11 protein-coding genes are annotated in these 12,107 nt (G+C 71.4%); 5 read left to right on the top strand and 6 right to left on the bottom strand.

The features are described from left to right. Positions 1-91: 91 nt before the first annotated feature. Both ACFVXE_RS31920 and ACFVXE_RS31915 read right to left on the bottom strand, forming a co-directional pair. Complete coding sequence (locus ACFVXE_RS31920; protein WP_389676443.1) at positions 92-1,180, bottom strand: branched-chain amino acid aminotransferase; 1,089 nt, start codon at positions 1,178-1,180, stop codon at positions 92-94. A 242-nt stretch (positions 1,181-1,422) separates the two neighbouring features. Then, complete coding sequence (locus ACFVXE_RS31915) at positions 1,423-2,463, bottom strand: 3-isopropylmalate dehydrogenase (protein WP_389676441.1); 1,041 nt, start codon at positions 2,461-2,463, stop codon at positions 1,423-1,425. Between the two features lie 128 nt (positions 2,464-2,591). On the opposite strand from ACFVXE_RS31915, the gene ACFVXE_RS31910 reads away from it, so the two are divergent. Continuing rightward, positions 2,592-4,166, top strand: coding sequence for a purple acid phosphatase family protein (locus tag ACFVXE_RS31910; protein ID WP_389676439.1), 1,575 nt, complete (start codon positions 2,592-2,594; stop codon positions 4,164-4,166). 48 nt (positions 4,167-4,214) lie between these two features. Here the strand turns inward: ACFVXE_RS31910 and ACFVXE_RS31905 are convergent, their stop codons facing one another. Both ACFVXE_RS31905 and ACFVXE_RS31900 read right to left on the bottom strand, forming a co-directional pair. Then, positions 4,215-4,343 carry a hypothetical protein gene (locus tag ACFVXE_RS31905; RefSeq protein WP_093772350.1) on the bottom strand — a complete coding sequence of 43 codons (129 nt, stop codon included), beginning with the start codon at positions 4,341-4,343 and terminating at the stop codon, positions 4,215-4,217. Positions 4,344-4,754: 411 nt separating this feature from the next. Continuing rightward, positions 4,755-5,300 (bottom strand): GNAT family N-acetyltransferase, encoded by a 546-nt coding sequence (locus tag ACFVXE_RS31900; RefSeq protein WP_389676437.1) that lies wholly within the window; start codon positions 5,298-5,300, stop codon positions 4,755-4,757. Positions 5,301-5,398: 98 nt separating this feature from the next. On the opposite strand from ACFVXE_RS31900, the gene ACFVXE_RS31895 reads away from it, so the two are divergent. Genes ACFVXE_RS31895 through ACFVXE_RS31885 form a run of 3 tightly spaced genes read left to right on the top strand, consistent with a single transcriptional unit; the run spans position 5,399 to position 8,042 of the window. Next, positions 5,399-5,971 (top strand): phosphatidate cytidylyltransferase, encoded by a 573-nt coding sequence (locus ACFVXE_RS31895; RefSeq protein ID WP_389676436.1) that lies wholly within the window; start codon positions 5,399-5,401, stop codon positions 5,969-5,971. Next, on the top strand, positions 5,968-6,828 hold the full coding sequence (locus tag ACFVXE_RS31890) for a phosphatidate cytidylyltransferase (protein ID WP_389676435.1): 861 nt from the start codon (positions 5,968-5,970) through the stop codon (positions 6,826-6,828). Before ACFVXE_RS31895 ends, ACFVXE_RS31890 begins: the two co-directional genes overlap by 4 nt. Further along, positions 6,828-8,042: a lysophospholipid acyltransferase family protein gene (locus ACFVXE_RS31885; RefSeq protein ID WP_389676433.1), complete on the top strand. Its 1,215-nt coding sequence runs from the start codon at positions 6,828-6,830 to the stop codon at positions 8,040-8,042. The genes ACFVXE_RS31890 and ACFVXE_RS31885 overlap by 1 nt, the downstream gene beginning before the upstream one ends. A 110-nt stretch (positions 8,043-8,152) precedes the next feature. Here ACFVXE_RS31885 and pruA read toward each other — a convergent pair whose 3' ends face one another. Together pruA and ACFVXE_RS31875 are read right to left on the bottom strand one after the other, a co-directional pair. Beyond that, positions 8,153-9,784: an L-glutamate gamma-semialdehyde dehydrogenase gene (gene pruA, locus ACFVXE_RS31880; protein ID WP_389676432.1), complete on the bottom strand. Its 1,632-nt coding sequence runs from the start codon at positions 9,782-9,784 to the stop codon at positions 8,153-8,155. 52 nt (positions 9,785-9,836) lie between these two features. Next, positions 9,837-10,763: a proline dehydrogenase family protein gene (locus ACFVXE_RS31875; protein ID WP_389676430.1), complete on the bottom strand. Its 927-nt coding sequence runs from the start codon at positions 10,761-10,763 to the stop codon at positions 9,837-9,839. A 183-nt stretch (positions 10,764-10,946) separates the two neighbouring features. On the opposite strand from ACFVXE_RS31875, the gene ACFVXE_RS31870 reads away from it, so the two are divergent. Further along, a complete protein-coding gene (locus ACFVXE_RS31870) occupies positions 10,947-12,095 on the top strand; it encodes a PucR family transcriptional regulator (RefSeq protein ID WP_389676428.1) in 1,149 nt (382 codons plus the stop codon). The last annotated feature ends 12 nt before the right edge of the window (positions 12,096-12,107 follow it).

Raw genomic sequence — 12,107 nt, 5'->3', positions numbered from 1 at the left:
GAGCTGCAGATACTCCTCGTGATCTGGACCGGCGCCTGCCCCACCTGTCACCGCGACATGCCAGACCCCGCACCAACATGACCAAGCACTACTAGCCGAGCGGGTGCATCCAGCCGCGTGTGTCCTGGGCGACGCCGCGCTGGATGTCCAGCAGGCGCTCGCGCAGCTTCAGGGTGACCTCGCCGGGCTCGCCCCCGCTCTGGGTCCATTCGCCGCCCGCGGACTTGACCGTGCCGACAGGGGTGATGACGGCGGCGGTACCGCAGGCGAAGACCTCCGTGAGGGTGCCGTTCTCGGTGTCGGCACGCCACTGGTCGATGGAGACGCGGCCCTCCTCGGACTCGTAACCGAGGTCACGGGCGACCTGGAGCAGCGAGTCGCGGGTGACACCGGCGAGCAGCGAGCCGGTCAGGGCCGGGGTGACGATCTTGTCCCCGTACACGAAGTACAGATTCATCCCGCCCAGCTCCTCGACCCACTTGTGCTCCACGGCGTCGAGGTACGCGACCTGGTCGCAGCCCTTTTCGGCGGCCTCGGCCTGGGCCAGGAGGGACGCCGCGTAGTTGCCGCCGGTCTTGGCGTCGCCCATGCCGCCGGGGACGGCGCGGACACGGTCCTCGGAGAGCCAGATCGAGACCGGCTTGACGCCACCGGGGAAGTAGGCCCCGGCCGGCGAGGCGATGACGATGAAGAGGTACTCGTTGGCGGGCTTCACGCCGAGGCCGACCTCGGACGCGATCATGAACGGGCGCAGGTAGAGCGACTCCTCGCCGCCGTGCGCCGGAACCCATGCCTTGTCCTGCTGGACCAGCAGGTCGCAGGCCTCGATGAACGTCTCGACCGGGAGCTCCGGCATGGCGAGCCGGCGGGCGGAGCCCTGGAAGCGCTTGGCGTTGGCCTCGGGACGGAAGGAGGCCACCGAGCCGTCGGGCTGGCGGTAGGCCTTGAGCCCCTCGAAGATCTCCTGCGCGTAGTGCAGGACGTTGGTGGCGGGGTCGATCGACAGCGGGCCGTAGGGAACGAGCTGGCCGTCGTGCCAGCCGCGGCCGTCGGTCCACTTGATGATCACCATGTGATCGGTGAAGTAGCGGCCGAATCCGGGGTTGGCCAGGATCGCCTCGCGCTCCGCGTCGGACAGCGGGGTCGAAGAAGGCTTGAGCTCGATCGTGGGCGTCGTCATGAGTGCGTGTCCTTCACCGGTCTTGTGTGTGATGGACCGCGCTCACGCCGGCTCCTGTCAGACAGGTGCTAGGACGTCCGAGCTTTGCCGCGGGTCACGGCCCCGTTCGATTATCTCTCGCGGGGAGCCGTGCACGAAATGACGTGATTGCGGTCCAGGGGTCGATGGTGGCACCCGGGACCACGCAGGAGAAGCCGCCGGGTGCGGTGGGACCCGGCGGCTTCTCGAGTGGAGTCGTCGGGTCAGCTCGCTACTCGTACCGCGAGCGCGTCGCCGATCTCCGAAGTGGTACGAGAGGTGTCGCCGCGCTCCGCCAGGTCGACGGAGACGGCCTCCTCGATGCGCGCGGCCTCGGGCTCGTAGCCGAGGTGACGCAGCAGGAGGGCGACGGAGAGCACGGTGGCCGTGGGGTCGGCCTTGCCCTGGCCCGCGATGTCCGGGGCGGAGCCGTGGACCGGCTCGAACATCGAGGGGAACTCGCCGCTCGGGTTGATGTTGCCCGAGGCGGCGACGCCGATGCCGCCGGAGACGGCCGCGGCGAGGTCGGTGATGATGTCGCCGAAGAGGTTGTCGGTGACGATCACGTCGAAGCGCTCGGGCTGCGTGACGAGGAAGATCGTCGCCGCGTCCACGTGCAGGTAGTCCGTGGTGACGTCCGGGAAGTCGGCCGCGACCTTGTTGAAGGTGTTGGTCCACAGGTGCCCGGCGTAGGTCAGCACGTTGTTCTTGTGGACCAGCGTCAGCTTCTTGCGCGGGCGGGCCTGGGCGCGGGCGAAGGCGTCACGGACCACGCGCTCGACGCCGAAGGCGGTGTTGACCGAGACCTCGGTGGCGACCTCGTGCGGGGTGCCGGTCCGGATCGAGCCGCCGTTGCCGGTGTACGGGCCCTCGGTGCCCTCACGGACCACGATGAAGTCGATCTCCGGCTGGCCCTTGAGCGGGGTCGCGACGCCGGGGAGGAGCTTCGACGGCCGCAGGTTCACGTGGTGGTCGAAGAGGAAGCGGAGCTTCAGCAGGAAACCGCGCTCCAGTACGCCGGACGGGACCGAGGGGTCGCCGATCGCGCCGAGCAGGATCGCGTCGTGCTGCTTGAGCGCCTGGACGTCGGCGTCGGTGAGGGTCTCACCGGTCGCGTGGTAACGGGCGGCCCCGAAGTCGAACTCCTTGGTCTCCAGCTTCACATCCTGCGGGAGAACAGCATTGAGGACCTTGAGGCCCTGGGCCACGACCTCCCGGCCGATGCCGTCACCGGGGATCACTGCGAGATTGATGCTGCGAGACATATCGGCACCCTACTGCGCGTCCCATCCCATGACACGTCGGGTCCACCATACGGACACATGGGGAGCTGTACGTGCACCGTTCACCTACCTGATGGGATCCGGTCAACCGACGGGTGGATGTTCTGGGCATGGACATCCCTCGCTTCGGCATCCCCGAGAAGCTTGCCGCCCGTATGAACATGGCGGAGCAGCACGACTTTCTGCGCACCCGGCTGACCCGGCGCGGCGTGCTGCGCACGAGCGTGGCGACCGCGGCCGTCGCCGGTGCGGGCCTGGGCACCGGCCTCGCGGCCTCGCCCGCCTACGCCGCGCCCACCGTATTCACCTCAGGCAAATCCTCCACCCAGGTCGACGGTTCGCTGGTCGCTCCGTTCGGCCGGCACCTCGCGTACGGCGCCGACCCCAAGACGCAGATGCGGGTCTCCTGGCAGGTCCCGTTCGCCGTCAAGCGCCCGTACATCCGTATCGGCCTCAAGCCGTGGGCGCTGAGCCGCAGGATCGACGCCGAGGTGCGGCACCTGACCACACCCACGCTGAACAACGGCGCCATCGCGGCAGCCGAGCAGTTCTACGTGCACGCGGGCCTGGAGCGGCTGCAGCCCGGTACGACGTACTACTACGGCGTCGGCCACGAGGGCTTCGACCCCGCCGACACCCGCAACCTGGGCACACTCGGCACCTTCACCACCGCGCCCTCGCACGCCGAGCCGTTCACCTTCACCGCCTTCGGCGACCAGGGCGTCAGCTACCACGCCCTCGGCAACGACCAGCTGATCCTGGGCCAGAACCCGGCCTTCCACCTGCACGCGGGTGACATCTGCTACGCCGACCCGTCCGGCTCCGGCCAGTCGACGGACACCTACGACGCGCGCACCTGGGACCAGTTCCTGGCACAGACGGAGACCGTCTCGAAGACCGTGCCGTGGATGGTGACCACCGGAAACCACGACATGGAGGCGTGGTACTCGCCCGACGGCTACGGCGGCCAGAACGCCCGCTGGTCGCTGCCGGACAACGGTCCGGACCCGGTGGGCCAGCCCGGCGCCTACTCCTTCGTGCACGGCAATGTCGGCGTGGTCGCGCTCGACGCCAACGACGTCTCGTACGAGATCCCCGCCAACTTCGGGATCAGCGACGGCAAGCAGACGCGCTGGCTCGACCGGCGCCTGGGCGAGCTGCGGGCCCGTCACGACATCGACTTCATCGTGGTCTTCTTCCACCACTGTGCCTTCTCCACCACCAACGCGCACGCGTCGGACGGCGGCATGCGGGAGGCCTGGGTGCCGCTGTTCGAGAAGCACCAGGTGGACCTGGTCATCAACGGCCACAACCACGTGTACGAGCGCACCGACGCGATCCTGAAGAACGCGGTCGCGCGGAAGGTGCCGATCGGCGAGCGCACCGACCCGACGCGGGACGGCATCGTGTACGTCACGGCCGGCGGCGCGGGCAAGGCGCTGTACAACTTCCCGGCGCCCGACACGTACGAGGGACACGTCCACGACCAGGAGAGCGTGGACACCTACCACGTGGTCAAGGGCGGCGGAAAGGCGACCGAGACCGTGGAGTGGTCGCGGGTGCGCTACACCGGCTTCTCGTTCCTCGCGGTGGAGGTCCAGCCCGGACGGAACGCCCGGATGAAGGTGACCGCGCTCGCCGAGTCGGGCGAGCGCATCGACCACTTCGAGATCAGCCGCGGCTGATCGCCTGCGTCGGTGACCGGTCCCGGTGACCGGTCCCGGTGACCGGTCTCAGTGACCGGTGGAGCCGCCGTTGTCCCTGCGGTCGAGGGCTCGCTGCAGGGCGGCGGCGGCGTTCTGGCGCTCCGACTCGGTCGGGCGGTGGGTGTGGCGGACTCGGCGGACAGTCGTCTCGGCCATGGTGGATCGACTCCTTGAGATCGCGAGGATTTCGAGATCGGAAAATCGTGAGAGTGATTTCGAGATCGGGATTTCGAGGCGCCGGAAGGGGCGGGGAGCTGGTGCCGCAGGGGTTGCCTGCACGGGGCACACGCTCACGACCGCCAGTCGCTGGATCTAGCGAGACGTTCGGCTCCTACAAAGCTAAGACAGCTCGGCCGTTCTGTCTCCACAATTACTCGGACTTCCTACTATCTGAGACGCAGGTTTGCCGCCGCCCGCCCCGGATTCCCGGGCCCGTGCCCGTACCGCGGGGAACAGCGCCTGCTCGGAGGTGGTGGCGCAGCGGCCGGAGCGGGTCGGCCACCCGGGTCCGGGAGCGGTGATCCCCTCGTGCCGGAGGCTCCGCCTGCGGTTCGGCCGCCCTTCGGTTCACGTCACCTCGCCGTCGCGCCAGTCGAGGATCAGCGGCTGCGACGGGGAGGGCAGCGGCCGGCCGGCCACGCCGCGGACGTACATGCCGCCCTCCTCGTCCGGCAGCGGCTCGACCCCGCCCGGTCCCATCACGCCGATCCCGCCCTGCCAGACCTCCCAGCCGCGTCCCGCGTACAGCGCGGCTCCGGCGGAGGACGCGGACAGCGCCCCGAAGGCGTACGCCCCGTCGACGACCCGCTCCACTTCCGTCATCACGCGGCCGCCGAGTCCTTCGCGGCGCCGGCCGGCGCGGACGGCCACCCCTTCCACGTACCCGACGCGGTACGAGCGGTGGGCGTGCATCACCCGGCGCTGGACGACGCTGCCGTGTGCGAGCAGCCCGCTGCCGTCGCGCGCGCAGACATGGATGCCGCCCAGGGTGTGGTCCCAGTCCTCGTCGCCGAAGTCGCCCTCGAACGCGGTACGGAGGAAGGCCCGGATCTCCTCGCGGGCGGCCGGTGTCAGCCGGCAGGTGTGCGCGGTGTGCCACAACGGCTCAGTCATGTCCCCCAGCCTCCCAGCCGCCCGTACCACCGGTACTCAGACGCATCTGAGTAGCCGCCACGTGTCGAAGAGGGCTGCGGCGGAAGAGAGTTGACCGTATGAACGGCCTCTACGCTCTCAAGCCCTGGTACGCGGACCGGCTCTCCGGTGTCCGCGCCTCGCTGGCCCGCCGTGAGGTGTCGCCCGACGCCCTCACCGCGGCCGGCGTGGTCTCGGCGGCCGGCGCCGCCTCCGCGCTGGCCCTGCTGCCCGCCGGGCCCGCTGCTCTGCCGGTCGCCCTGCTGCTCGCGGCCCGGCTCGCCTTCGCCAATCTCGACGGTGCGCTGGCCCGTGACACGGGCCGGACCACCCGGCGCGGCGTGGTCCTCAACGAACTCGGTGACCGGGTGGCGGATCTGCTGGTGCTGGCCGGTTTCCTGGCGCTCGCCCCGCTGTGGCTGGTGGCTGCGGCCGGGCTCGCGGCGACGCTGCCGTCCTGGGTGTCGCTGGCCGGCGCCGCGGCGGGAGCGCCCCGGCGCAACGGCGGTCCGGTCGGGAAGACGGAGCGCTGTCTGCTCGTCGTCGTCGCGGCGGCGAGCGGCTGGGCGGTGCCGGCCCTGGTCGTGATCGCCGTCGGTTCGCTGCTGACCGCGGCGGTCCGGCTGGCCTGGCTGTGGCGGGAACTCGCATGAGCGCCGTACTGATCGCCGAGGAGGCGGCGGCGCGGGCCGTGCCGCTGGTCGCCGGTGTACTGGGGGCGGGCGGCGTCGCCGTCGCGGTACTGCCGTCGAGGGTCCGGATGCGGGCCGAACTGCGCAGGCGCTGGCGGAGCTGGGCGCTGGTGGCACCGGTCTTCCTGGGCGCGTATCTGCTCGGTGGCGGCGGGACGTTCGCGCTGGCCGCGGGGGTCGGGGTGATCGCGGTGAGCGAGTTCGTACGGATGGCGGGACTGACCCGTCCCGACCATGCGGTGCTCGCCGCGGCGGCGGTCGCCCTCCCGGCCCTCGCCTGGGCGGCGCCCGGGGTGCTCGGTGTACGGGCGGCCGCGCTGCTGCTGCTCGCCGCCGCGCTGCCGGCGCTGCTGGCCGGGGACGGCACCTCGGGTTTCACCCGAACCGCCCGCACCGCGTTCGGACTGCTGTGGATCCCGGTCGCCCTGACCGGTCTGGTGACGCTCGGCGAGACGGGCGTCGTGGTCGGGCTGGCGGTGGCGCTCGGCGATGTCGGCGCATGGTGCGGGGGTACGGCGCTGGGGCGGCGCGGTCCGCTCTCCCGGCCGCTGTCCCCGCTCTCGCCGAACAAGACGTGGGCCGGGGTGGTGGGCGCGGCGGTCGCGACGGCGGTGCTCCTGCTGGTCCTCGGCGCGTTCTCGCCGCCGCTGTGGATCGCCGTGCTCGGCGGATGCGTCCTCGGCGACCTGCTGGAATCCATGGTCAAACGGGAGTCCGGGGTGAAGGACGCGGGCAGTTGGCTGCCCGGCTTCGGCGGGCTGCTCGACCGGATCGACTCCCTTCTCGTGGCCCTTCTGCTGGCGATGGTGATGGTGTGATGACGACGTTCCAGCGCACGGACGACCGAGGCGCACGCCCCGTTCTCCCCACGCGCTCCCGCACTGCCGCCGTGCTCCGCCGCGCCCTGTGGTGGAGCGTCCTCAGCCTCACCGGCGGGGTGGAGCGGCGCGGCCGGCTGCCGAGCGGCGGCTGCGTGGTGGTCGCCAACCACTCCTCGCACGCCGATACGGCCGCGCTGCTCGCCGCGCTCGACGCCCGGCACACCCCGGCGATCGGTGCGGCCGCCGACTACTGGTTCGGCTCCCCGTGGCGGAGCCGGATCTGCCGCAGGCTGGCGGCCGGCTTCCCGGTGCGGCGCGGCGGCGGTGGCATGGACGATCTGCTCTCCATGGCGGACGAGCTGCGGGCGGGGCGGGCGGTCGTCCTCTTCCCGGAAGGCACTCGCGGCAGGGACGGCGAGCTCGGCTCCTTCCACCGGGGAGCGCTGGTACTGGCCGAACGGGCCGGGGTCCCGGTCGTGCCGGTCGGGATCGGCGGTACGGACCGGCTGCTCCCCAAGCACGGGCGGCTGCGTTCGGCGCTGGTGCGGGTGGTGATCGGAGAGCCGCTGCCGCCGGCGGTCACCCCGGAGGAGGCGCGCGACGCGGTCGCGGCCCTGCACGCGCGGACGGCGTCGGAGCCGTTGCGGGACTCGGTGACTCGGCGCCGGGTGGCGGCGGTCGTCACCTCGCGGTGGGGTCTGCCGCTGGCGTTCTGCTGGGCGGCGGCGGAGGCGCTGAGCTGGCCGCTGATGCCGGAACTGCTGCTGGCGGCGGTCTGCGCCGCGGCGCCGCGCGCGGCACCGAAGATGACGCTGGGCGCGCTCGCGGGGAGCCTGGCGGGTGGGTTGCTGGCCCTTCAGCTGGCGGCTGCCGGCGCGCAGTTGCCGGCGCCGCTCACCACGGACCGGATGCGGGCCGAGGTGCGGCACGAGCTGGCGCTGGAGGGTGCTTCGGCGGTGCGGCACCAGCCGTGGAACGGCATCCCGTTCAAGGTGTACGGGGCCGAGGCCGGCCGGGCCGGGATCCCCTCGGCCCGGTGGCTCACCGCGTCGGCTGCGGCGCGCGGCTCGCGGATGCTCACGGTCGGGGCGGTCTTCGCCGGGTTCGGGCTGCTGATGCGGCGTCACCGGCGCCGGTACGGGCGCTGGCTGGCCCTGCTCGGCGGCGGGTTCACGGCCGGGCTCGCGCTCATCGTGCACGGCTGGAGCTGAGCGGGGGCGCACCGGGATGCGGCGGAATGGAATCCGCCCCCGTCCGGCGGGGGGAGCCGGGCGGGGGCGGGACTTGTGGCGGGGTGCGAGCAGGTCACACCCCGAGGGGGTCAGCCCTGGTGGGGGTAGGTGTAGTCGGTCGGCGGGACCAGCGTCTCCTTGATGGCGCGGGTCAGCGTCCAGCGCTGCAGGTTCTGCGGGGCGCCCGCCTTGTCGTTCGTGCCCGAGGCGCGGCCGCCGCCGAAGGGCTGCTGGCCGACGACTGCACCGGTGGACTTGTCGTTGATGTAGAAGTTGCCCGCGGCGTACCGCAGCTTCTCCATCGTGTACGCGGCCGCGGCGCGGTCGTTCGCGATGACGGAACCGGTCAGCGCGTAGTCGGAGACCGACTCCATCTGCTCCAGCATCTCGTCGTACTTGTCGTCCTCGTAGACGTGGATCGCGAGGATCGGGCCGAAGTACTCGGTCGTGAAGACCTCGTTGGCCGGGTCGGCGCACTCGATGACCGTCGGCCGGACGAAGTAGCCGACCGAGTCGTCGTACGTGCCGCCCGCGACGACGGTGCAGGACGCGTCGGCCTTGGCACGGTCGATCGCGGCCTTGTTCTTCGCGAACGAGCGCTCGTCGATGACGGCGCCGATGAAGTGCGACAGGTCGGTGACGTCACCCATGGTGATGGAGTCGACCTCGGCCGCGAACTCCTCCTTGAAACCGGAGTTCCAGATGGAGGCCGGGACGTACGCACGGGAGGAGGCCGAGCACTTCTGGCCCTGGTACTCGAAGGAGCCACGGGTCAGCGCGGTCTTCAGGACCGCGCGGTCGGCGCTCGGGTGCGCGACGACGAAGTCCTTGCCGCCGGTCTCGCCGACCAGCCGCGGGTACGTGCGGTAGTTGGCGATGTTGTTGCCGACCGTCTTCCACAGGTGCTGGAAGGTCGGGGTCGAACCGGTGAAGTGGATACCGGCCAGGTCGCGGTGGTTCAGCGCCACCTCGGAGACGGCGATGCCGTCGCCGGTCACCAGGTTGATGACGCCCTTGGGCAGACCGGCCTCCTCCAGCAGCTCCATGAGCAGCACGGCGGCGTGGGTCTGCGTCGGGGACGGCTTCCACACGACGACGTTGCCCATGAGGGCGGGGGCGGTGGGCAGGTTGCCCGCGATGGCCGTGAAGTTGAACGGCGTGATCGCGTAGACGAAGCCCTCCAGCGGGCGGTGGTCCATGCGGTTCCACACACCCGGGGAGTTGGCCGGGGGCTGCTCGGCGAGGATCTGGCGCGCGTAGTGCACGTTGAAGCGCCAGAAGTCGACGAGCTCGCACGGGGTGTCGATCTCGGCCTGCTGGGCGGTCTTCGACTGGCCGAGCATGGTGGACGCGGCCATCGTCTCGCGCCAGGGGCCGGACAGCAGCTCGGCGGCGCGCAGGATGATCGCGGCGCGGTCGTCGAAGGACATCGCACGCCACGCCGGAGCGGCGGCCAGGGCGGCGTCGATCGCGTCCTGGGCGTCCTGCTCGGTGGCGCCCGCGAAGGTGCCGATGACGGCCTTGTGGTTGTGCGGCTGCACGACGTCGAAGCGCTCGCCGCCGCCCATCCGCTTCTCGCCGCCGATGGTCATCGGCAGGTCGATCGGGTTCTCGGCGAGCTCCTTGAGCTTCGCCTCCAGACGTGCGCGCTCCGGGGAACCCGGGGCGTAGGAGTGGACCGGCTCGTTGACCGGCGCGGGGACCTGGGTCACAGCGTCCATGAGTGCCTTGTCTCCTTGCTTCAGCGGGGTGGGGGGCAGCGGGGCGGGCGGGTCAGCCCTTGGTGAGGATGGAGCGGGCGAAGAACAGCAGGTTGGCCGGCTTCTCCGCGAGGCGGCGCATGAAGTAGCCGTACCAGTCGGTGCCGTACGCGGTGTAGACCCGCATCCGGTGACCCTCGGCCGCGAGCCGGACGTGCTCGTCGCTGCGGATCCCGTACAGCATCTGGAACTCGTACTCGTCCAGCTTGCGCCCGGCCTTGCGGGCGAGCTCCTGGCCGATGGCGATCAGGCGCGGGTCGTGCGACCCGATCATCGGGTAGCCCTCGCCGTCCATCAGTGTCTTCAGGATGCGGACGTACGCCTTGTCGATCTCGGCCTTGTCCTGGTACGCGACGGAGGCGGGCTCCTTGTAGGCGCCCTTCACGATGCGGACGCGGCTGCCGGCGGCGGCGAGGCGGCGGGCGTCGTCCTCGGTGCGGAAGAGGTAGGCCTGGATGACGCAGCCGGTCTGCGGGAAGTCCTTCCGCAGCTCCTCGTGGATGGCGAACATCGAGTCGAGGGTGGTGTGGTCCTCGGCGTCCAGGGTGACCGTGGTGCCGATCGCGGCGGCGGCCTCGACGACCGGGCGAACGTTGGCGAGCGCCAGCTCGTGGCCGCCCTCGAGCGCCTGCCCGAACATCGAGAGCTTGACGGACATCTCGGCCCTGGTGCCCAGGCCGAGGTCCTTGAGTCGGTCGATCAGCTGCAGGTAGGCGTCGCGTGCGGCGGTCGCCTGCTCCGGCGTGGTGATGTCCTCGCCGACGACGTCGAGGGTGACCTCCAGGCCCTTCCCGGTGGCGTCCTTGATGATCGGGACGACCTGCTCGACCGTTTCACCGGCGATGAACCGGTCGACGACCTGCTTGGTCCCCGGGGCTGCCGAAATGAAACGGCGCATCTTGTCACTGCGCGACGCAGCGAGAATCACGGGAGCCAGCACGGGGCACCTCCAACAGAAATATATGGACGGAGGCCGTAACGGCGGAAACTGAATCAGACCGGTACAGCACGGAGAACCACCGTGAAATCTAAGGATCCCCCCGATCCTGTGCCATCGACAGCTGTCACGCATCCGTGCACTGGATCTCAGACATATGTCTGAAGGGGGTGCGAGAATGGCCGCGTGAAGGGCGATTACCAGGAGCTGGTCGACGAGATCTCCGCGCTGCTCGGCGTCCCCGCGACGCTGGAGGACCGGGACTTCGCGCTGGTCGCCTTCGGGGCGCACGACAGCGACGACGACACGGCGATGGACCCGGTCCGCACCCGGTCGATCCTGACCCGGCGCTCCACCCCCGCGGTCCGCGCCTGGTTCGAGGGCTTCGGCATCGCCCGCGCCGCCGGCCCGGTCCGGATCCCGGCGGCCCCGGAGGCGGGGGTGTTCCGCGGCCGGATCTGCCTGCCGGTACGCCACCGGGGTGTCGTGCTCGGTTACGTATGGCTGCTCGACGCGGACCCAGGACCGACCGACGAGGCACTGACCGCGGCGATGGACGTGGCGGCCCGGATCGGCGCGCTGCTCTCCGACGAGGCGCGGGCCGGCACGGATCTGTCCCGGGAGTTCGGCGCGGTGCTCACCGCGGGGCGGGGCTGGCAGCGAGACATGGCGGTCGCCGCGCTGCGGGAGGCACTGGGCCCGGACGCGGACGGGCTGCACACGGTGGTCTGTGTGACGCCGTGGCAGGACGAGACGCCGTCGGCCCGTACGGTGCCGTCCGCGGCGGCACTGTGCACGGTCCCGTCGCCGGCGCGGGCGGCCACCCTGTCGCTGGCCGCACTGGTCCGGCTGCGCTCCTCCGACGTGCTCGATCCGGCGACGACGGCCGCCGACCGGCTGCGGGCGGCCGCGGGCCGCACGGCGACTGCCGGGATCGCGGTCCCCCGCCGCGGTCTGCCGGAGCTGGCGGCGGCCTGGCACGAGGCATCGGCGGCCGCCCGCGCGGCGGCGGCGGAGTCCCGTCTCGGCCCGGTCGCGCAATGGTCGGCCATCGGCCCGTACCGTCTGCTGACCGCCCTGCTGACGACGGCGGACGCCGCCCCCGACCAGGCGGTCCGCACCCTGCTCACCCCGCCCCACGTGGAGCTGGCCCGCACCGCCGAGGCGTACCTCGACTGCGCGGGCCAGGCCGGGCGGACGGCGGCCGAGCTGGGCATCCACCGCCAGACGCTGTACTACCGGCTGTCCCGGGTCGAGCAGCTCACCGGCCTGGATCTGAGCGACGGCGAGGACCGGCTGCTCCTCCACATGGCACTGAAGGGCGCCCGGCTCTGAGCCGCGGCCGGT

It is taken from the genome of Streptomyces sp. NPDC058231, from assembly GCF_042882275.1.
Taxonomy (GTDB): domain Bacteria; phylum Actinomycetota; class Actinomycetes; order Streptomycetales; family Streptomycetaceae; genus Streptomyces.
The sequence above is the reverse complement of the archived record's forward strand: the minus strand, read 5'-3'. Positions and strand labels throughout refer to the sequence as shown.